General features: G+C 71.8%; 16 protein-coding genes. 1 reads left to right on the top strand and 15 read right to left on the bottom strand.

Annotated features, from left to right (window positions below; translation table 11 throughout):
- Positions 1-2: 2 nt before the first annotated feature.
- The 7 genes from ACWD4O_RS02655 to ACWD4O_RS02625 form a co-directional block, all read right to left on the bottom strand.
- Positions 3-659, bottom strand: a complete 657-nt coding sequence (locus tag ACWD4O_RS02655) for a response regulator (protein WP_451276684.1) — start codon at positions 657-659, stop codon at positions 3-5.
- The gene (locus ACWD4O_RS02650) at positions 656-1,990 is read right to left on the bottom strand and encodes a sensor histidine kinase (protein WP_451276682.1); all 1,335 of its coding nucleotides are present in this window, start codon (positions 1,988-1,990) and stop codon (positions 656-658) included. The genes ACWD4O_RS02655 and ACWD4O_RS02650 overlap by 4 nt, the downstream gene beginning before the upstream one ends.
- Before the next feature lie 166 nt (positions 1,991-2,156).
- Positions 2,157-4,463, bottom strand: coding sequence for an MMPL family transporter (locus ACWD4O_RS02645; protein ID WP_451276680.1), 2,307 nt, complete (start codon positions 4,461-4,463; stop codon positions 2,157-2,159).
- A gap of 170 nt (positions 4,464-4,633) precedes the next feature.
- Entirely contained in the window at positions 4,634-5,143 is a 510-nt protein-coding gene (locus ACWD4O_RS02640; RefSeq protein WP_451276678.1) for an O-acetyl-ADP-ribose deacetylase, read from the bottom strand.
- A gap of 34 nt (positions 5,144-5,177) precedes the next feature.
- Positions 5,178-6,590, bottom strand: a complete 1,413-nt coding sequence (locus ACWD4O_RS02635) for a phytoene desaturase family protein (RefSeq protein WP_451276676.1) — start codon at positions 6,588-6,590, stop codon at positions 5,178-5,180.
- Between the two features lie 265 nt (positions 6,591-6,855).
- The gene (locus ACWD4O_RS02630) at positions 6,856-7,719 is read right to left on the bottom strand and encodes an inositol monophosphatase family protein (RefSeq protein WP_451276674.1); all 864 of its coding nucleotides are present in this window, start codon (positions 7,717-7,719) and stop codon (positions 6,856-6,858) included.
- A gap of 87 nt (positions 7,720-7,806) precedes the next feature.
- A complete protein-coding gene (locus tag ACWD4O_RS02625) occupies positions 7,807-9,642 on the bottom strand; it encodes a gamma-glutamyltransferase family protein (RefSeq protein ID WP_451276672.1) in 1,836 nt (611 codons plus the stop codon).
- A 305-nt stretch (positions 9,643-9,947) separates the two neighbouring features.
- On the opposite strand from ACWD4O_RS02625, the gene ACWD4O_RS02620 reads away from it, so the two are divergent.
- A complete protein-coding gene (locus ACWD4O_RS02620) occupies positions 9,948-10,616 on the top strand; it encodes a hypothetical protein (RefSeq protein WP_451276670.1) in 669 nt (222 codons plus the stop codon).
- Positions 10,617-10,682: 66 nt separating this feature from the next.
- On the opposite strand, the gene ACWD4O_RS02615 is transcribed toward ACWD4O_RS02620, so the two are convergent.
- The 8 genes from ACWD4O_RS02615 to ACWD4O_RS02580 form a co-directional block, all read right to left on the bottom strand.
- A complete protein-coding gene (locus ACWD4O_RS02615) occupies positions 10,683-12,245 on the bottom strand; it encodes an NCS1 family nucleobase:cation symporter-1 (protein WP_451276668.1) in 1,563 nt (520 codons plus the stop codon).
- 127 nt (positions 12,246-12,372) lie between these two features.
- Positions 12,373-13,392: a TIGR03842 family LLM class F420-dependent oxidoreductase gene (locus ACWD4O_RS02610; protein ID WP_450946977.1), complete on the bottom strand. Its 1,020-nt coding sequence runs from the start codon at positions 13,390-13,392 to the stop codon at positions 12,373-12,375.
- 11 nt (positions 13,393-13,403) lie between these two features.
- The gene (hydA, locus tag ACWD4O_RS02605) at positions 13,404-14,807 is read right to left on the bottom strand and encodes a dihydropyrimidinase (protein ID WP_451276666.1); all 1,404 of its coding nucleotides are present in this window, start codon (positions 14,805-14,807) and stop codon (positions 13,404-13,406) included.
- A gap of 115 nt (positions 14,808-14,922) precedes the next feature.
- On the bottom strand, positions 14,923-15,765 hold the full coding sequence (locus ACWD4O_RS02600; protein WP_351905201.1) for a nitrilase-related carbon-nitrogen hydrolase: 843 nt from the start codon (positions 15,763-15,765) through the stop codon (positions 14,923-14,925).
- A 155-nt stretch (positions 15,766-15,920) separates the two neighbouring features.
- On the bottom strand, positions 15,921-17,504 hold the full coding sequence (locus tag ACWD4O_RS02595; RefSeq protein WP_451276663.1) for a PucR family transcriptional regulator: 1,584 nt from the start codon (positions 17,502-17,504) through the stop codon (positions 15,921-15,923).
- A 31-nt stretch (positions 17,505-17,535) separates the two neighbouring features.
- Entirely contained in the window at positions 17,536-18,819 is a 1,284-nt protein-coding gene (locus tag ACWD4O_RS02590; protein ID WP_451276661.1) for an aspartate aminotransferase family protein, read from the bottom strand.
- A complete protein-coding gene (locus ACWD4O_RS02585; RefSeq protein ID WP_451276659.1) occupies positions 18,816-19,658 on the bottom strand; it encodes a nitrilase-related carbon-nitrogen hydrolase in 843 nt (280 codons plus the stop codon). The genes ACWD4O_RS02590 and ACWD4O_RS02585 overlap by 4 nt, the downstream gene beginning before the upstream one ends.
- Before the next feature lie 198 nt (positions 19,659-19,856).
- Entirely contained in the window at positions 19,857-21,314 is a 1,458-nt protein-coding gene (locus ACWD4O_RS02580) for a hypothetical protein (RefSeq protein ID WP_451276657.1), read from the bottom strand.
- Positions 21,315-21,444 lie beyond the last annotated feature (130 nt).

Below are 21,444 nucleotides of genomic sequence, written 5' to 3'. Positions count from 1 at the left end.
GGTCACGCCGGCCTGACCAGTCCGGTGTCGTACGCGAAGATCACGGCCTGTACGCGGTCGCGGACGCCGATCTTGGCGAGGATGCGGCTGACGTGGGTCTTGACGGTGGACTCGGCGAGGTTGAGGCGTTCGCCGATCTCGATGTTGCTCCAGCCGGAGGCGATCGCGGTGAGCACCTCGCGCTCGCGCTGGGTGAGGGAGGAGAGCTGCCGTTCCTGGTCGGGCGTGCGGCCGGGCAGCCGGTCGGTGAAGGAGTCGAGGAGTCTGCGGGTCAGACCGGGGGCGATGACGGCGTCCCCGGCGGCCACCGCGCGGATCCCCGCGACGAGTTCGTCCGGCAGCGCGTCCTTGAGCAGGAAGCCGCTGGCGCCGGCCCGCAGCGCCGCGTACGCGTGCTCGTCGAGGTCGAAGGTGGTCAGCACCAGGACGTGGGAACGGCCGCCGGACCGGACGATGCGCCGGGTGGCCTCGATGCCGTCCATGCCGGGCATCCGGACGTCCATGAGCACGACGTCGGGACGGAGTTCGGCGGTCTTGCGGACCGCCTCGGCGCCGTGGGTGGCCTCGCCGACCACGGTCAGGTCGGGGTGCTGTTCCAGGAGCATGCTGAAGCCGAGCCGCTGCAGGGCCTGGTCGTCGACGATGAGGACGGTGGTCATACCGGTCGGTTCTCCGTGTGAGCGGGGGCGGGCGTGGTGGGGGTGAGGCGGGCGCGTACGGTCCAGCCGCCGCGGGGGTTGGGGCCCGCAGCGGCCTCCCCGCCGTAGAGGGCGGCCCGTTCGCGCACGCCGACCAGGCCCCGGCCGCCGCCGTCCACGTCCACGTCCACATCTTCCGTGTGCTCCGCCGACGGGCCGGCGTCCTCGACGGTGAGACGTACGGCATGCGGGTCGGCGACGATGACGATGTCGACGGCGGTGTCGGCGGCGGCGTGCTTGAGGGTGTTGGTCAGGGCTTCCTGGACGATGCGGTAGACGGCGAGCTGGAGTCCCGGGGTGAGGCCGCTCAGGTCGCCCTCGGTGCGGAGGGCGGCGGTGGGTCCGGCGGCGCGGAACCGCTCCAGCAGCGCGTCGAGGTCGGCCAGGCCCGGCTGCGGGGCGAGCGGGGTGTCGTCCGGCCTCCCGCCGTCGTCGCGGACGACGGCGAGCAGCCGGCGCAGCTCGGCCAGGGCGCCGCGTCCGCTCTCGGCGATGATCCGCAGTGTGTCGGCGCCGCGCTTGGGCGAGGTCTCGGCGAGGCCCGCGGCGCCGTCGGCGAGGCCGACCATCACGGACAGGGTGTGGCCGAGGATGTCGTGCATCTCGCGGGAGACCCGGGCGCGCTCCCCGGCCACCGCGAGGCGGGCGCGCTGGTCGCGCTCCGTCTCCAGGCGTACGGCGCGGTCCTCCAGGGCGGCAATGTACGCGCGCGTGATCCGGCTGGCCAGGCCCAGTCCGGCCGCCGCCGTCGTCCCGACGACCAGCACGATCACCATGGCCGGGACCCGCGTCAAGTAGGAAGTCGGACCGTTGGCCGCGAGGAGGAGGCCCGTCGCCACCGCTTCCGGGAGGCTGACCGCGAAGGCGAAGGCCAGCTGTGCGGGGGTCCCGAGACGGGCGACGGTGTACAGGACCACCAGGCGGCTCGCGTTGGAACCCGCCAGGGCCCCCAGCGCGATGTCCACCGCGGAGACGGCCGCGACCACGGTGAAGACCGCAACGGGCCGGCGTTCCCGCCACAGCAGCGGGACGGTGAACCCGATCATCAGCGCCAGCACCGCGGGCACGCCCGGTCCGGAGCCCTCGGGCGCCTTCATCAGCGCCGGCAGTCCGAACAGGGCGAGGACGGCGGGCACCCCCCACCGCCTGACCCTCGGGTGGGCCAGGTCGGCCCGGTTCACCGACGCCAGCCACGACAGCAGCCCGACGACCATGCGGTGTTCGGGGCCGTCCAGCAGGTCTCCGGGGTCGACGCGGCGGCCCGCCCGGTCCGCCGCTGGCGGTGTGGTCACTGTGTACACCTCCACGGTGCAAGGAGGACCGCCCGCCGGCCCAGGGGGTGGGACCGGCGGGCGGGGTCCGGCGGCCGGGCCGGGTCTGGGGCCGGACCGGGTGCGGGCCGGCCGTACGGCTGACCAGGGGCTGCCCGTCTCTGGTGCGGATCGTACGGCTGTCCGGTCAGCTGCGGCCCGAGGCGGTGGGCGAGAGGGGCTGGTGTCCCCGGCCGGCTTCCCCACCGGCTTGCCCGCCGGTCCGGCCTTCGCTTTCGCCCTCGTTTCCGCCTTCGTTTCCGCCCTCGTTTCCGCCTTCGGGGCCCCGGGGCTTGTCCAGGAGGTGCTGGAGCTTCTCGCCCTCGACGTCCACGTCCGGCAGGAAGCGGTCGAGCCGCTTCGGCAGCGACCAGGCCCGGCGGCCGAGCAGCGTCATCACGGCGGGCACCAGCGTCATCCGGACGACGAAGGCGTCGAAGAGGACGGCGGAGGCCAGGCCCAGGCCGATCGACTGGATCAGCGCGCTGTCGTCCAGGACGAAGCCGCCGAAGACGGAGATCATGATGATCGCGGCGGCCGTGACCACCCGGGCGCTGTGCCGGAAGCCCGCGACGACCGCCTCCGTCGGGTCGGCGCCGTGGACGTACGCCTCCCGCATGCGGGTCACCAGGAACACCTCGTAGTCCATGGCCAGGCCGAACACCACTCCGACCAGGAAGATCGGCAGCACGCTGACGATCGGGGAGGTCTGGTCGACGCCGAGGACGTCCGCGAACCAGCCCCACTGGAAGACCGCGACCACGACGCCGAGGGTCGCGAACAGGCTGAGCAGGAAGCCGAGGGCCGCCTTGAGCGGGACCATCAGGGAACGGAAGACCAGCAGCAGGAGGATCAGCGCCAGGCCCACCACGACGCAGAGGTAGGGCACGAGGGCGTCGGAGAGTTTCGCGGAGACGTCGATGTTCAGCGCGGTCGTGCCGGTGACCATCAGCTCGGCGCCGGTGTCCGTCGTGAACGCGGCGCCCTGGTCGCGGATGCCGTTGACCAGGTCGATGGTCTGCCGGCTGCTCGGGGCGCTCTCCGGCACGGCGCGGACGAGGGCGACGTCACCGGACTCGTTGTAGCCGACGATGCCGACCGAGGCGACGTCCGGCATCCTGTCGAGCAGGGTGACGGCGTCCTGCGCGGCGGCCTCGGCGTCACCGCTTCCGGCGTCGACGACCACGGTCAGCGGCCCGTTGTAGCCGGCGCCGAAGCCCTTGGTCACGGTGTCGTAGGCGATGCGCGCGCTGCTGCCGGGGGCGGCCGTCGAGTCGTTGGGCATGGCCGTCTCCAGCGACAGGGCGGGAACGGCCAGGGCCAGCAGTCCGACGGCGGAGACGGCGAGCGTCTTCACGGGGTTGCGGGTGACGAACCGGGCCCAGCGCACGCCCAGTGCCTCGCCCTCGCCGCGCTCCAGCTTCCGCATGCGGCGGGTCTTGAGCCTGCCCTTCGTGATCCGCGTTCCGGCGAAGCCGAGCATCGCGGGCAGCAGGGTCAGCGCGACGAGGACCGCGACCGCCACCGCGAACGCGGCGGACAGACCGATGTCGGCCATCATCCGGATGCCGATGATGCTCAGTCCGGCCAGCGCGATGATCACGGTCAGGCCGGCGAACACGACCGCGGACCCGGCGGTGCCGAGGGCCCGCCCGGCGGCTTCCTCGGGCTCGCGCCCGTCATGGAGCTCGTTGCGGTAGCGGGAGACGATGAACAGCGCGTAGTCGACGGCCACGGCCAGGCCCAGCATCACGGCGAGCGTCGGGGCGGAGGAGGACAGGTTCCACAGGCCGGTGGCGAGCGTGATCGACAGCATCGCCAGGCCGACGCCGAACAGCGCGGTCAGCAGCGGCAGCCCGGCCGTGGCCAGCGAGCCGAAGGTGATGACCAGCACGACGGCCGCGACGACGATGCCGATCGCCTCGGCGGCGCCGCCTCCGGCCCTCTCATCGAGGGCGTTGCCGCCCATGCTCATCGACAGGCCGGCCTTCTCGCCCGCGGTCCCCACCTCGTGCAGGGCGTCCTTGGCCGCGTCGCCGACGTCGGCCTGGGCGACCTCGAACGTCACCGAGGCGTACGCGATCGTCCCGTCCTCGCTGACGGCTCCCCCGGTGTAGGGGTCGACGACGCTCGCGACCTGCGGGGCCTTCCTCAGATCGGCGACGAGCGTCTCGACCTCGGTCCTGACGGCCGTGGACGTCAGCCGCCGCCCGTCCGGCGCCTCGAACACGACCCGCGCCGTGGCCCCGGAGGCCGAGGCCTGCGGGAACTCCTCGTCCAGCAGGTCGAGGGCCTTCTGCGACTGGCTGCCCGGGATGGTGAAGCTGTCGTTCGAACCGCCGGACGCGTTCAGAGCGCCGACGCCCATGGCCGCCAGTACGACGATCCAGAGCAGGACGACCGTTCGGCGTCGCCGGAAAGCGAGCCGGCCCAGCCGGTACAGGAACGTGGCCACGGAGAACTCCCACAAGGACGGAGGAATGTGGTGCGCGGATGAGGCCTGGTCCGGCCTGAACCTCACGCTAGGAGCGCTCCGGGGCACGTCAGCGGCACGGGGGGACCGAAAAGCGGCGGCGGCCGTAGTACCCAGGTACTACGGCCGCCTCGTCCTGCGGGTGCGTCCGTTCAACCGATGTGCGCGGCGAACGCGGCGTGGGCCCGTTCGTCGAAGAGGACGAAGGTGACCTCCTGCACCGAGGTCGACGTCGCCCGCACGGTCTGCACCGCGATCCGGGCGGCGTCGTCCATCGGCCATCCGTAGATGCCGGCGGAGACCGCCGGAAAGGCGACCGTGCGCGCGCCCAGCTCGTCCGCGACCCGCAGCGACTCCCGGAAGCAGGAGGCCAGCAGCTCCGAGCGGTCCTCGCCCGCGCTGTACACCGGGCCCACGGTGTGGATCACCCAGCGCGCGTCCAGTTCGCCCGCCGTCGTGGCGACGGCCTGGCCGGTGGCCAGACCCTTGCCGTAGTGCGAGGCGCGGAGCCGACGGCAGTCGTCGAGGATCGCGGGGCCGCCCCTGCGGTGGATCGCGCCGTCGACACCGCCTCCGCCGAGCAGCGAGGAGTTGGCCGCGTTGACGATGGCGTCCACCGACTGCCGGGTGATGTCGCCCTGGACGAGCGTGATCGTGGTCATGGCTGTGTGTATAGCAACGGGGACCGCCGGCCGCTCAGCTTTGTCGCCGCAGTCTGCGCCATACGGCCTTGGCCGCGTTGTGGCCCGACATGCCGTGCACGCCCGGGCCGGGCGGGGTGGCCGAGGAGCAGATGAAGACGGCCGGGTGCGGGGTGGCGTACGGGAACGCGGTCAGCTTGGGGCGCAGCAGGATCTGGAGCCCGGAGGCCGCGCCCGTGGCGATGTCCCCGCCGACGTAGTTGGCGTTGCGGGCGGCGAGTTCGGCGGGCCCTGCGGTGACGCGGGCGAGCACGCGGTCGCGAAAGCCCGGGGCGAAGCGCTCCAGTTGGCGTTCCATGGCGTCGGTGAGGTCCCCCGTCCAGCCGTTGGGCACATGGCCGTACGCCCAGAAGACATGCTTGCCGGCGGGGGCCCGGGTGGGGTCGACGACGCTGGGCTGCACCGTGATCAGGAAGGGTCTGTCGGGGGCCCGGCCCTCCCGGGACGGGGCTCGCAGGGCGGCGCCGATCTCCGCGCTGTTCGCGCCGATCTGCACGGTGCCGGCGGTGCGGGCCTCCTTCGCGGTCCACGGGACGGGGCCGTCGAGCGCGTAGTCGATCTTGAAGACGCCCGGCCCGTACTTGTACCCCGCGTAATGGTCGCCGAAGCCGGCGATGCGGGCGAGAGCGGTGGGCGAGGTGTCGAAGACGTACGCGCGGGCCGGCGGCAGATCGTCGAGACGCTTGACCTCGTAGTCGGTGTGGACGCTGCCGCCGAGGTCCTCGAGGTAGGCCGCCAAGGCGTCCGAGATGGCCTGGGAGCCGCCGCGGGCCACCGGCCAGCCGCGGGCGTGCGCGGCGAGGGCGAAGACCAGGCCGACGGCGCCGGTGGCGAAGCCGCTCAGCGGGGCCATGACATGGGCGACGAGGCCGGCGAAGAGGGCCTTGGCGGGCTCGTCGCGGAAGCGTCGGACGAGCCAGCTGGACGGGGGCAGACCGACCAGGCCGAACCGGGCCAGGGTGACCGGGTCGCGCGGGAGCGCGGTCAGCGGCAGCGACATGAAGTCGCGGGCCAGGGTGTCCCACTTGGGCAGGAAGGGCTCGACCAGACGGCGGTACGCGCCCGCGTCCCGTGGCCCGAAGGAGGCGGCCGTCTCGGCGACCGACCTGGACAACACGGCGGCGCTGCCGTCGAGGAAGGGGTGCGCCATGGGCAGCTCGGCGTGCAGCCACTCCAGGCCGTAGCGCTCCAGGGGCAGGGCGCGGAACGCGGGCGAGTTGATGCCGAGGGGGTGCGCGGCGGAGCAGGGGTCGTGGCGGAAGCCCGGCAGGGTGAGTTCCTCGGTGCGGGCGCCTCCGCCCACGGTGTCCCGCGCCTCGAAGATCGCCACGGAGAAGCCGCGTCTGGCCAGCTCCACCGCCGCGGTCAGCCCGTTGGGCCCCGCTCCCACCACGACCGCATCGAGCATCGACGGCACTTCGACCCCTTCGTCAGCCGGTGACCGCCGTAGACCGGTGGCCCCCGCAGTCAGGATATGCCGGGGGTACGACAACGCCCGCGGCGCGGGGGCCCGAACGGGCCGGGACGTCCGCATCGCTCGACACCGGGCCGGGATCGCTCGGCACGATGCGCACACCGCACCGCGCCACACCGCACGGCGCCACGCCACGCCACGCCACACCGCAGGGCACCGCGCCGCGCCGCACGGCACCGCGCGCGCCGCGTCGCATCGCTCAGGCGATGTCGCGAAGCCGCTCGACGCCCGAGAGCAGTCCCGACACCCTGCGGGCCGTCGCCGCGTCCCGGGCCGCCGTGAAGGGCAGGGAGTTGCCGCCGGTGATGCGGAACGGCTCGCCGGTGAGGGTGAGGTGGGCGCCGCCCGCCTCCTCGACCAGCAGCAGTCCGGCCGCGTGGTCCCAGGCCGCTTCCCAGGAGAAGGCCGTGGCGTCCAACTCGCCCCGGGCGACGGCGAGATACTCCAGCCCGGCGGATCCGCACTCGCGCGGTGCGACTCCGTCCGTCCACAGCGCCAGCAGGGCGCGCTTCTCCGCGTCGGTCGTGTAGTCGGGGTGCGAGGTGGCCACCGTCAGGTCGCGGCCGGGCTCGGGCGGACCGGCGAACAGCCGCTCGCCGTCCAGGAAGGCGCCGCCGCCCCGGACGGCCGTGGCCAGTTGGTCGCGGGCCGGGGCGTACGTCCAGGAGGCGTGCAGGACGCCGTGGCGGACGAGCGCGACCAGGGTGCAGAAGCCGTCGTCGCCGTGCACGAACTGCCGGGTCCCGTCGACCGGGTCGACGATCCACACCGGCGCGTCGCCCTGTATCGCCTCGTATGTGGCCGGGTCTGCGTGCACCGCCTCCTCGCCGACGACGACCGAGCCGGGCAGAAGGGCGGCGAGGGCCTTGGTGAGGAACAGCTCGGCGCCCCGGTCGGCGTCCGTCACCAGGTCGTGCGGTCCGCTCTTCTGGTCGACCTCGTGCGCCGCGAGCTGCCGGAAGCGGGGCATGATCTCGGTCGCGGCGGCCCTGCGGACCGCCTCCTCCACGTCGGCCGAGCGGCGCGCGAGAAACTCGTCGATGGTTTCCTTGTCTTCGATCATGCCTCCATGAGAGCACGCCCCACTGACAATCCCCACCGGCCGGGTGCATCACGGGTGGAATCGGGATGAAGAACGGGAACGCGCTCGTCAGCGGCCCACCGCGTATCCCTGCATCCCGCGCGGGTTCGCGGCCGCGAGCAGGATCCCGGTCTCCGGGTCGCGGGCGACCGCGCACAGCCGGCCCTCGGACCAGGGGTCGCCGACGGTGACGTCGTGGCCGCGCCGCCGCAGCTCCTCCACCACCTCCGCGGGCATCCGGGACTCCACGGTGACGCTGCCGGGCCGCATCCCGCGCGGGTAGAAGGAGCCGGGGAAGCCGTCGTTGTGCCAGTTCGGGGCGTCGATGGCGCCCTGGAGGTCGAGGCCGCCGCGCACCCGCGCGCGCAGGGCGACGGCGAGGAGGAAGTGCAGCTGCCACTGGTCCTGCTGGTCGCCGCCGGGCGTGCCGAAGGCCAGCACCGGCACCCCGTCGCGCAGCGCGATCGAGGGGGTGAGGGTGGTGCGGGGGCGCCGGCCCGGCGTCAGCGAGTTCGGCAGGCCCTCCTCCAGCCAGGTCATCTGCAGCCGGGTGCCGAGCGGGAACCCCAGCTCGGGCACGACCGGGTTGGACTGCAGCCAGCCGCCGCTGGGCGTCGCCGCGACCATGTTGCCCCAGCGGTCGACGACGTCGAGATGGCAGGTGTCGCCCCGGGTGACCCCGTTCGCGCCGATCTCCGGCTCCCCCGGCCCCAAGGACGCCGGGCCCCGGGCGACCGTCGGCTCGCCCGCGCCCAGGGGGCTGAAGCCGGGGTCGTCGGCAGCCGTCACGCACGCGTGCGTGCTCAGCCGCGGAGTGCGCCCGCCGGGGCTGCCGGGCCGTACCTCGTAGGAGGCCTTGTCGCCGATCAGCCGCCGCCGGTCCGCGTTGTAGTCGGCGGCGAGCAGTTCGCCGAGCGGGACCTCGGCCGCGTCGCCGTACCAGGCCTCGCGGTCGGCCATGGCGAGCTTGCAGCCCTCGACGAGGAGATGGACGTAGTCGGCTGAGCCGTACCCGGGCAGCTCGGCCGGGAGCAGGGCGAGCTGCTGGAGGAGGGCGGGGCCCTGGCTCCACGGGCCCGCCTTGCACACGGTCCAGCCGTTCCAGTCGTACGTGGCCGGCGCCTCGTAGGACGCGGACCAAGCGGCGAGGTCGGCGGCCGCGAGGGTGCCGGAGTGCCGCTCGCCGCTGGTGTCCAGCGTGGGCCGGGCGGCCTGCCGGACGAGCGCCTCGGCGACGAACCCGGTCCGCCACACCTCCCGCGCGGCCTCGATCCGCGCCTCCCGGTCGCCCGCCCGGGCGATGGCGGCGGTCTCGGCGAGCAGCCGCTTCCAGGTGGCGGCGAGGGCGGGGTTGCGGAACAGCGCGCCGGGCCGCGGGGCCTCCCCGCCGGGCAGGTACACCTCCGCCGACGACGTCCACTCCGTCTCGAAGAGCTCCCGGACCGTCTCGACGGTCGCGCCGACGTTGTCCACGGGCGCGTGCCCGTGCTCGGCGTACCCGACGGCGTACTTGAGCACGTCGTCCAGGGACTTGGTGCCGTGGTCGCGCAGGAGGAGCATCCAGGCGTCGAACGCGCCGGGGACCGCGGCTGCGAGGGGCCCCGTTCCGGGGACGAGGTCCAGGCCCAGCGCCCGGTAGTGCGCGACCGTCGCGCCCGCCGGCGCCACGCCCTGTCCGCACAGCACCCGCACCTCGCCGCCGGCCGGGGCGAGCAGGATCGGGACCTCGCCGGCGGGCCCGTTGAGGTGCGGTTCGACGACGTGCAGCACGAAGGCGCCGGCCACGGCCGCGTCGTAGGCGTTGCCGCCGTCCTCCAGGACGGCCATCGCCGACTGCGATGCCAGCCAGTGCGTGGAGGACACCATTCCGAACGTGCCCTGGAGGGTGGGACGGGTGGTGAACACAACGGGCTCCTCACTGCGCGGCGGCCGATCTCGCGATCGTACGTACCTACCCACCGCACGCTCCCCGTCCCCCTCTTCCCCTCCCGTCCCTTCTGCCCGCGCCGCGCCCCCGCCTCCCCGTCGCCGCGCCCTCGCCGTCCCTATGTCCGGTGAAGAACCCCGATGTCCCGGTAGGTTCAGGCCCCTTCGTCACCGCGCAGGCACGGAGCGAGTTCACACTTCCGCCCCACAGGGAGTCGTGTGACACTGGCGTCTCCTGTCCGCACTGCGGACTCCGTCCGCACCGTCCCCCACGAAAGTGCGCCGTGCGCTCTCTCCCACTGCCGCTCGCCCTCACCGCGCGTCTGACCCCGGTGGTCGTGCTCGCCTGTGCGGGTTGGGCGATGTCGTCCGGCCCGCTGACCGAAGAGCAGGACACCGCGGCCAAGGACACCCAGAAGACCCAGACCGAGAAGTCGTCCGGCCCGTCCTCCACGGCCGTCTCCAAGACGTATGCCGCCGCCCCCGCCCCCTGCACCGGCGTGGCCGCGAAGACCGTCTCCTCGCTCGTGCCGGGCGCCAAGGTGGCGGGCAAGGAGATCCCGTCCACGGACACCGAACTGCGCCGCACCTGCTCGTGGAACGCGCTCAAGGGCTACGACTACCGCTGGCTCGACGTCTCCTTCGAGATCACGGAGTCGGACGACGCGGCCACGAGTTCGTACAAGGAGCGCATCGGGGAGAAGAGCGGCGGCGGTGCGGTGCCTGGCCTCGGCAACGAGGCCTACTCCGTGGTGAACCTGACCACGGAGGACAAGCAGCAGACCCGTGAGGGCGTCGTCATCGCCCGGGTGGCCAACGCGCTGGTGGTCGTCAACTACAACGGCAGCGACTTCGAGACGAAGAAGGCGCCCACCACCGACGAGATCAACAAGGGTGCGATCAAGGCGGCGAAGGAAGCGGTGGCCGCCCTGCAGAACGCCAAGAAGAGCTGAGACAGCGGTTACCGAGGACGGCCGGAAGAGCGCTGCTGCTCTTCCGGCCGTTTCCTGCGTCAGGCGTCAGACGACGTCCTTCACCAGCTTTACGTGCTCTTCCTGCTTCTCCTGTTCCTGCCGTCCGCGCGTCAGCATCAGGGCCAGGTACAGCGCCATGGAGGTGCCGAGGCCGACGGCCCAGCCGTAGTCGGCGAGGGATTCCAGCGCCGGGATGGGACGGCCGTCGATCAGCGGCTTGAAGCTGGCGCCGCCGACGGCGAGGACACCGCCGGTGACGAAGGCGACGACGGCCCGCCAGTTCCAGCCGTTGTCGTACCAGTAACGGCCGCCCTCCCGGTACAGGTCGGTCAGGTCGAGCTTGCCGCGGCGCAGGATCCAGTAGTCGGCGATGAGGATGCCGGCGACCGTGCCCAGCAGACCGCCGACCAGGCCGAGCCAGGTGAAGATGTAACCCTGCGGGTCGGAGTACAGCTTCCACGGGAAGATCAGCACGCCGAGGACGCAGGTGACGAGTGCTCCGGCGCGGAAACTGATCTTCCGCGGCGCGATGTTGGAGAAGTCGAAGGCCGGCGAGACGAGGTTGGCCGCGATGTTCACCGACAGGGTCGCCACCAGCACGGTCACCAGCGCGAACAGCAGGCCGAAGACGTTGTCCGTCTTCGCGGCGAGCTGTACCGGGTCCCAGATCGTCTCGCCGTACACGGCCTGCGATCCGGAGGTGACCATCACCGAGAGCAGCGCGAAGAGCGTCATGGTCGTGGGAAGACCGAGAGCCTGTCCCCAGGTCTGCGCTTTCTGCGACTTTCCGTACCGGGTGAAGTCCGGGATGTTCAGCGACAGCGTCGACCAGAAACCGATCATGCCCATGAGAGACGGCCAGAAAAGTTTCCAGAAATCGCCGCCCCAGCCCAGCTTGGAGGGCTGGTCGAGCAACGGGCCGAAACCGCCTGCCTTGTTGCTCATCCAGATCAGCATGACGACCGCGCCGACGAGGACGAAGGGCGCCGCCCAGTTCTCGAAGCGGCGGATGGTCTCCATGCCCCGGTAGATGATCGCGACCTGGATCGCCCAGAAGATCGCGAACGACAGCCACATCGTCCAGGCGTAGCCGCCGATCTTCCCGGCGTCGCTCCAGCCGTTGCCGATCAGCTTGCCGGCGAGGAAGTAGATCGCCTCACCGCCGATCCAGGTCTGGATGCCGAACCAGCCGCAGGCCACCAACGCCCTTACGACGGCGGGCAGGTTGGCGCCGCGGATGCCGAAGGAGGCGCGGGCGAAGACCGGGAAGGGGATGCCGTACTTCGGTCCGGCGTGCCCGGTGAGCAGCATCGGGACCAGCACGATCAGGTTGGCCAGGGCGATGGTGAGCACCGCCTGCTTCCAGTCCATGCCGACGGCGATCAGACCGGAGGCCAGCGTCCACGACGCCGTGTTGTGGGCCATGCCGACCCACAGCGCGGAGAAGTTGTACGTGGTCCAGGTGCGCTTCTCCACGGGGACGGGAAGCAGGTCCTCGTTGGCGTAGGGGCCGCTGGGCTGCGGCGAACCAGGGGCGATCTCCACCCGGCCGTCGGCGAGGGTGACTTGGGAGGTCGGCGGTATGGCCGTGGGAGCGGTGTCGGTCATGGGCAGGCCAATCAAACGAGGGGCGGATCCGGAAAGGCCGTGCGGGGTCTCCGGTCCCCTCTCCCCGGGACGTCGGGAGAGGGGAGAACTGGAGTGGGGGGATGGGGAGTTGATCCGGGGGGACGGGTCAGCCGTTGACGGCGGGGATCACCGTGGTGCCGTACGCGTCGATGACCTTCTCCTGCGCGTCGTGCATGTCGTAGACGGCGAACTGGTCGACGCCCAGCGCGCGCAGGGCGTTCAGCTTCTCGATGTGTTTCTCGACCGGTCCGATGAGGCAGAACCGGTCGACGATCTCGTCGGGCACGAAGGCGGTGTCGGGGTTGTCGCTGCGGCCGTGGTGCGAGTAGTCGTACCCCTGCCGGGCCTTGATGTATTCGGTGAGTTCCTCGGGGACCTGGGAGGAGTGCTCGCCGTACTTCGCCACCAGGTCGGCGACGTGGTTGCCGACCATCCCGCCGAACCAGCGGCACTGGTCGCGGGCGTGCGCGAGGGCCTCGGGCGAGTCGTCCTCGGTGACGTAGGCGGGGGCGGCGACGCAGATCTTGACCTCGGACGGGTCGCGGCCGGCGGCGACGGCGGCGTCCTTGACGGCCTTCACCATGTACTCGGTGAGATACAGGTCGGCGAGCTGGAGGATGAAGCCGTCGGCCTCCTCACCGGTCATCTTCAGCGCCTTGGGGCCGTACGCGGCCATCCAGACGGGAAGCTTCGCGTCTTCCTTGATCCAGGGGAACTTGACGACCGTGCCGCCGAGATCCGCCTCCTGGCCCGAGCCGAGCGCCCTGATGACCTTCATGGCCTCGCTGATGCGGGCGAGCGTGTTCGGGGCGCGGCCCGCGACGCGCATCGCGGAGTCGCCGCGGCCGATGCCGCAGACCGTGCGGTTGCCGAACATGTCGTTGAGGGTGGCGAAGGTGGAGGCGGTGACCTCCCAGGTGCGGGTGCCCGGGTTCGTCACCATCGGGCCCACCGTCAGCTTGCTGGTGTTGGCCAGGATCTGGCTGTAGATCACAAACGGTTCCTGCCAGAGCACCGCGGAGTCGAAGGTCCAGCCGTAGGTGAAGCCGTTGCGCTCGGCGCGCTTCATCAGGCTGACGACCTTCGAGGCCGGTGGGTCGGTCTGCAGGACGAGTCCGAAGTCCATGTGCGCTGCTCCTAGGTGAGGTACTGACAGGTGGAGCGCGGGGTGTAGACGCCGTGGCCGGCGTGGCCGGTGTACTCCCGCTCGGTGATGACGAGTTCGCCCCGCGACAGGACCGTCTCCACACGGCCGGTGAGCCGCTTGCCCTCGTACGCCGAGTAGTCGACGTTCATGTGGTGGGTCTCGGCGGAGACGATCTGCTCGGCGTGCGGGTCGTAGATGACGACGTCGGCGTCGGCGCCGGGGGCGATGGTGCCCTTCTTCGGGTACATGCCGAACATCCGGGCCGGGGTGGCGCAGGCGATCTCGATCCAGCGGCGGCGGCTGATGTGCCCGTCGACGACGGCCTGGTGGAGCAGGTCCATCCGGTTCTCGACGCCGGGAAGGCCGTTGGGGATCTTGGAGAAGTCGCCCCGGCCGAGTTCCTTCTGGCCCACGAAGCAGAAGGGGCAGTGGTCGGTGGAGACGACCTGGAGGTCGTTCGTCCTCAGGCCCTGCCACAGCTTGGCCTGGTGCTCCTTCGGCCGCAGCGGAGTGCTGCACACGTACTTCGAGCCCTCGAAGTCGGGCTCGGCGAGGTTGTCCGTCGACAGGAACAGATACTGCGGGCAGGTCTCGCCGAAGACGTTCAGCCCCTCGTCGCGCGCCCGCGCCAGTTCCGCAACCGCTTCCATCGCTGATACGTGCACCACGTACAGCGGGGCCCCGGCGACCTGCGCGAGTTTGATGGCGCGGTGGGTGGCCTCGGCCTCGAGCAGCGCCTTGCGCACCTCGCCGTGATAGCGGGGGTCGGTCTCGCCGCGCGCCAGCGCCTGCTCGACCAGGACATCGATGGCGATACCGTTTTCCGCGTGCATCATGATCAGTCCGCCGTTGTCGGCGGAGCGCTGCATGGCGCGCAGGATCTGACCGTCGTCGCTGTAGAAGACGCCGGGGTACGCCATGAACTGCTTGAAGGAGGTCACCCCCTCCTCCACCAGCAGGTCCATCTCCTTGAGCGTGTCCTGGTTCACATCGGAGACGATCATGTGGAAGGCGTAGTCGATCGCGCAGTTGCCCTCCGCCTTGGCGTGCCAGGCGTCCAGTCCCTCGCGCAGGCTGTGTCCGACGCTCTGCACGGCGAAGTCGACGATGGTCGTCGTTCCGCCCCAGGCGGCCGCCCGGGTGCCGGTCTCGAAGGTGTCCGAGGCGAAGGTGCCGCCGAACGGCAGCTCCATGTGGGTGTGGGCGTCGACCCCGCCGGGGATCACGTACTTCCCGGTCGCGTCGATGACCTGCTCGGCGCTCCAGGCCTCGGCGGCCGAGGTGCCGGAGGCGGCGAGGGCGGCGATACGGCCGTCCTCGATCAGGACGTCGGCGTGGATCTCGTCGGACGCGGTGATGACGAGACCGCCGCGGATGATTTTACGGCTGCTCATGTTCCGGCTCCGGAGAGGTAGTCGGTCGGGTGCGGGTCGGATGTGGGTCGGATGTGGTCGAGCGGGCAGTTCCCCGCGCCCCTGGGTCGGTCGGATGTGCGGGGAACTGCAGGCATCACGGAGCTGTCAGCGGGCCGTACGCCTCCGGGCGGCGGTCCCGGTAGAACTGCCAGCGGTCGCGGACCTCGCGCAGCTTGGCCATGTCGAGGTCGCGCACGACGAGTTCGGTCTCCTTGTCGCTGGCCACCTCGCCGACGAACTGGGCCTCCGGGTCCACGAAGTACGAGGTCCCGTAGAAGTCGTTGTCGCCGAGTTCCTCGACGCCGACCCGGTTGATCGCGCCGACGAAGTACTCGTTGGCGACCGCGGCCGCCGGCTGCTCCAGCTGCCACAGGTAGGCGGACAGGCCGCGCGAGGTCGCCGACGGGTTGAAGACGATCTCGGCGCCTTCCAGCCCCAGCGCGCGCCAGCCCTCCGGGAAGTGGCGGTCGTAGCAGATGTAGACGCCGATCTTGCCGACAGCGGTATCGAAGATCGGCCAGCCGACGTTCCCCGGGCGGAAGTAGAACTTCTCCCAGAAACCCTTTACCTGCGGGATGTGGTGCTTGCGGTACTTGCCGAGGTACGAGCCGTCCGCGTCGATCACCGCGGCGGTGTTGTAGAGGACGCCGGGCTGCTCCTCCTCGTACATCGGCAGCACCAGGACGATGCCGTGCTCCCGGGCCAGGGCCTGGAAACGCTGGACGATCGGGCCGTCGGGGATCTGCTCGGCGTACTCGTAGAACTGCGGGTCCTGGACCTGGCAGAAGTACGGTCCGTAGAACAGCTCCTGGAAACACAGGACCTGAGCACCCTGCGCGGCCGCGTCGCGGACCGCCTGCTCGTGCACCTGGATCATCGATTCCTTGTCGCCGGTCCAGGCCGTCTGGAAGACGGCGGCACGGATCACTCTGCTCATCGGGACCTCCGGTCACTCGGTGTGCGAGAAGAGTAGGAAGTCCGAAAACCCGCTTTGAGGTGCAGCGTGTCACGTCTGCGGGCCCCGGGCGTGCCACGGTGTCACCCTTTCGTGGATCCATGTTTCACCGCCGTTTTCCCAGGTCGTCGCATGTTTCAGGCCTGTTGCGCATCATGCGCGAGGAGCGCGATGTGCACCGAGGCGGCCTGTTCGAAGTCGTCGAGGTCCACGCCCAGCCGCCCCTGTATCGCCTCCAGCCGGCGGTACAGCGCAGGCCGGGAGACATGGTGGAGCTGGGCGGTGCGGGACTTGTTGCGGCCGGTGGCCAGATAGGTCCGCAGCACGGCGAGCAGGTCCTCGTCGGCCGCGCACAGCAGCCCGTCCAGCTCCCGCTCCGCGAAGGACTGCACATGCGGGTCGTCCCGCAGCAGCCGGATCAGGCCACGCAGATGGACGTCCCGCAGGCGGACGACGGCCGGGAGGTCGAGGGCGGCCGAGGAGTCGGCCACGGCGTCGGCGACGTGCTGGGCCTCGCGCAGGCCGGCGGGCACGTCGTCCCAGACGATGCGCGGGGCGGCCGCCGCGACGACCGTGCGGGTCTGGCCCGACTCGGTCCGCAGCCGGGCGGCGAAGTGGGCGGCGAGCGCCTCGGCGTCCTGGTCGCGGGCGAGGCTGAGCAGTACGGCGGTGGCCCCGTCGGCGAGCTCGGCGACCAGCCCGGGCAGCCCCAACAGCCGCAGCATCCGGTCGAGTTGAGCGGGGTCGCCGTCGCGTACGACGAGCGGGACGAAGGTGCGCCGGTTGACGGGGAGGCCGGCCGCCCGGGCCCGGGGCAGCAGCTGCCGGGCCGGTACGACCCCGGAGACCAGATCGGTGAGCAGGCTCTGCGCGGACTGCTCCTCCCAGGTGTGGGCGGAGGCGCCGCCGAGCATGCGGTGCAGGACGAGGGCCTCGGCGGCCCGGTCGGCGAGCAGCCGCCCGCCCGCGGTGTCGCCGCGGTAGCCGCACAGCATGATCTGTCCCCACCGCTCGCCGCGGCCGCCCAGTTCGGCGCGGATCCAGCCGTCGCCCTCGCTGCCGCCGGCCTGTCGGGCGATGCGCTCCCAGTCCCGCAGCACGTCGTCGACCGCCGACCGCTCCCCTGCCGTCGCCAGCACCCGGTGGGCGAGGTTGGTGACGACGACGGGACAGCCGGTGTGGTGGGCGATCTCGTCGAGCAGGAGTTGCAGCGGGGCGCCCGCGGTGATCAGCCCGGTGAGCGCGGTCCGTACGGCCTCCGACAGGCTGACGGCGGCGAACTTCCGCTGGACCAGCCGGGACTGGACCTCCTCGGTCAACTCGGCGAAGGGGAACGGCCGATGGAGCACGACCATCGGCAGCCCGCACCGCTCGGCGGCCCGCCGCATCACGTCCGGCGGGGTGGGGAAGGCCCGCCCCAGACCCAGCACCACGGCGGCGGCCTCCGCCCGGTGCAGGGAGTGGATGTACTCGGTCTGCGCACTCTCGTCACCGGCCAGCAGCACACCGGTGGTGAGGACCATCTCGCCGCCGCTGAGCATCACCCCGACGTCCGCCGCCTCGGCGACGTGCACCCAGCGCACCGGCCGGTCGAGCTGGCCGGCGCCGGCCACCACCTCGGGCTCACCCGCCAGCACCCGCTCCAGGGCCAGGACCTGACGGACCGACAGGGCGGGTTCCAGAGGCTCCACGGGGCCCCAGGGCTCCAAGGCGATGGTCATGGCGTTGTGTTTCCCTTGGCTCAGGCCGGCGCTACCGCGTGCTGCGCAGCGCGCTCTCGAGGATCGCGGCGCCCTCCTCGGCCTCCGCCACGGTCAGGGACAGCGGCGGGGCGATGCGCAGGGCGCTGGTGTCGTGGCCGCCTCCCTTGCCGATCAGCAGCCCGCCGGCGCGGGCCGCTTCGAGGACGGCGGACGCCCGGTCCGGGTCGGCATGGTCGGTGCCGGGTTTCGTCAGCTCGACGCCGATCATCAGGCCGCGCCCGCGCACCTCGCGGACGCCCGGATCCTGGGCGACAGCGGCCCGCAGCCGTTCGATGAGCAGGCCGCCGACCCGTCGCGCGTTGCCCTGGAGGTCGTGTTCCAGCAGGTAGGAGAGGTTGGCGAGACCGGCCGCCATGGTGATCTGGGTGCCGCCGAAGGTGGAGATGCTGTTGGCGTCCAGGCAGTTCATGATCTCGGAGCGGGCGATGACGCCGCCGATGGACATGCCGTTGCCGATGCCCTTGGCGAAGGTGACGATGTCCGGCGGACCGCTCTGGCCGTGCGCCTGCCAGCCCCAGAAGTGCTCGCCGGTGCGGCCCCAGCCGGTCTGCACCTCGTCGGCGATCCACAGGATCCCGTATGCGTTCAGCACTTCACGGAATTGTGCATACAGTCCGTCCGGCGGCGAGGTGAATCCGCCGACACCCTGGATGGGCTCGGCGATCAGGGCCGCGGGCGGGCGGGTGTGCCCGAGCAGGTCCCGCAGATCCGCGACGCAGGCGTCGATGAACTCGGCGTCGCCGAGATCGGCGAACGGGCCGCGGCCGCGCACTCCGCCGTGCACGTACAGCGTCTGGAGCGGGGACAGCGAGGTCGGCGACCAGCCGCGGTTGCCGGTGATGCCGACCGCGCTGAAGGAACGGCCGTGGTAACTGTTGCGCATGGCCAGGATCGTGTTGCTGCGCCGGTAGGTCGTGGCGAGCAGCAGCGCCGTGTCGTTGGCCTCGGTGCCCGAGGTGGTGAAGAAGACGCGGGCGTCCGGGATGCCGCTGACGTGGGCGATGCGCTCGGCGAGCTCGACCATGGGCCGGTTGAGGTAGAGCGTCGAGGAGTGGACGATCCGCCCGGCCTGCTCGCTCACCGCCTTGGTGATCTCGGGCAGCGCGTGCGCGGTCATCGTGGTGAGGATGCCGCCGAAGAAGTCGAGGTACTTGACGCCCTCGGCGTCCCAGACGTGGCGGCCCTCGCCGTGGGTGATCTCCAGCGGCTCCTCGTAGTACAGGGCGAGCCAGTCCGGCAGGACGTTGCGATGGCGGGCGTGGAGATCGCTCACGGCTGCACCAGCCCTTCGTAGGCGTCGGGACGGCGGTCACGGTAGAAGGCCCACTGCCGGCGGACCTCGTCGACCAGGTCGAAGTCGAGGTCGCGGATGAGGAGTTCCTCGTCCTTGTCGCTCGCGACCTCGCCGACGAACTGTCCGCGCGGGTCGACGAAGTAGGAGGTCCCGTAGAAGTCGTTGTCGCCGTACTCCTCCACGCCGACCCGGTTGATCGCGGCGACGAAGTACTCGTTGGCGACCGCGGCGGCGGGCTGCTCCAGCTGCCAGAGGTGGGCGGAGAGGCCGCGATGGGTGGCGGACGGGTTGTAGACCAACTGGGCTCCGTTGAGGCCCAGTTGCCGCCAGCCCTCCGGGAAGTGCCGGTCGTAGCAGATGTAGACGCCGATCCTGCCGACGGCCGTGTCGAAGATCGGCCAGCCGAGGTTGCCGGGCTTGAAGTAGTACTTCTCCCAGAAACCCTTCACCTGCGGGATGTGGTGCTTGCGGTACTTGCCGAGGTACGAGCCGTCGGCGTCGATCACGGCGGCGGTGTTGTAGTAGAAACCGGACTGCTCGACCTCGAAGACCGGGACGACCACCACCATGCCGGTCTCGCGCGCGAGCTCCTGCATACGACGCACGGTCGGCCCGTCGGGCACCGGCTCGGCCCAGCGGTAGTGCTCCGGCTCCTGGACCTGACAGAAGTAGGGGGCGTTGAAGACCTCCTGGAACCCGATGATCTTCGCGCCCCGGCGGGCCGCCTCGCGGGCGTGCTCCTCGTGTTTCGCCACCATGGACTCGGTGTCGCCGGTCCAGGTGGCCTGAACCAGTGCGGCACGTACGACGTTGGCCATGAGCTGCTCCTTCGACGGTTCCGTCAGAGCCTCTACGCCCGTAGACGAAGGTCGTAGAGGGACGAACGTAAGCCTCCGGGACAGGCTTGCCAAGACCATCGTCGTTAACCCGCGGAGTCGATCGCGTTTCACACCCTGGTGGGTTAAGTCGCGGTGCCGTACGGCCGAAGGCGTGACACCCGTCGGACGTGCGTTCGGTCAGGCGGTGAAGCCGGCGACCCTGAGCGCGTGCACCAGGTCCCAGTGGCGTTGCTCGGAGACCGCGCGGGCGGCGGCCAGCAGGAGCGGGACGAGCGCCTGCGGGTCCGGGGCGACGCTGCGGGCGGCCTCCTCGGGGGTGCGCACCCGGACATAGGCGTCGAGCAGCGCGTGCGCCTCGCGCCGTCGGCCGTCCTGGACGAGGCCGAGGACGGCCTGCCCGATCTCCACGGCCGGCCGGGCGACGCCCTGCCGCAGGATCTGCTCGCCGTCGGCCGTGCGCCCCACCGCGACCAGCGCGTCGGCCGCGGCGACGAGCCGGTCGGCGGGGAGCGAGGCGGCTTCCCAGAGCAGGGTGGTCCAGTCGGCGCTGAGCCCCGCGCGCTGCAGCTCGGCCGCGAGCAGCGGGATGCGGGCGGCCGGCCAGTAGGCGAGCTCGACGAGCAGGGCGTGCGCCTCGCCGCTGCGGCCTTCGCCGCGCAGCCGCACCAGCCGCTCCACGACCTCGACGGTCTCCCGGCGGGCCGTCGCGTCCAGCGGCTCGCGCTGCGGCTCGGAGCGCCCCCCGGGGCCGTCTGTGGCGGCTCCGGCGAAGCGGGCGCCGCGCGGGGTGCGGCGGGCGGCCGGGGCGGGCGCGGGCGCCGCCGGTTCGGCGGCGGGCGGCTGGACGACGGGCGCGGCGGCGTCCTCGTCCTCGGCCATGCCGGCGAACCGGGCGCTGCCGCGGCGCCGCTTGCGCTGCTTGGGCACGGGGGCCGGGGCGGGAACGGGGGCGGGCGCCTCCTCGGCGGGGGCCTCGGCGTCGAGGGGGGCCGCCGCGTCGTGGACGTCGTACGCGTCGACCGTCGGGCCCGCCATGGGCTCGGCGACGTCGCCGTACCCCGTCCGGGCGTCGTACGCGGGTCCGGCGGCGGTGTGCGGGGCAGGCCCGCGGCTCGGGGCGGAGGCCGGCAGACGGTCCAACTCGGTTATCCGGTACCGGAGTTCCGCGCACCGCGCGGTGGCTCGTTCATGGTCGTCGTGGGCCCAGGCGAGGTCGAGGCGGACGGCGTCCGCCTGTTCCCGGGTGCCCGCGGAGGAGAGGCGGCGGCCCAGTTCGGCCAGCCGTTCGGCGGCGTAGCGCTGCTCGCGGAGCATGACGTCGAGCCGGTCCCCGAGGGCGTCGCGGCCGCCGGGACGGGCGTCGTGGGCGGCGAGTGCGGCGGCGTGCAGCGGCCGGACCCGTTCCGCCTCCCGCCCGGCGACCTCGGCGCCGTACTCGGCGGAGAGGTCCTGGAGGACCGCCTCGACCACGTCCCAGGGAGGTATCTCACGTCCGTCGAGGCAGGCCTGCATACCGTCGGGATCGCGCTGCCAGAACACGGCGCACCAGCCGGCGCCCTGATCGAGGCGCGCCAGCAGTCCGTTCAGGTGGTTCGCGAACTCCCGCACCTGGCCCGGGAGTTGATCCACTGTCATCGCCCAACTCCCGCCCGACCGGAACACTCCGGCTTCGTAGAAAACACCAGTTGTGTTACAGCGGGGCTACGGCGAGTTTTCAAAGTGGACGCGACGAGTTCATTGCGCGATCTCGACCGAGGCGAGGACG

The sequence above is a fragment of the Streptomyces sp. NPDC002623 genome (assembly GCF_053592635.1).
Note: the sequence above shows the minus strand (reverse complement) of the source record. Positions and strands in the feature narration are given on the sequence as shown.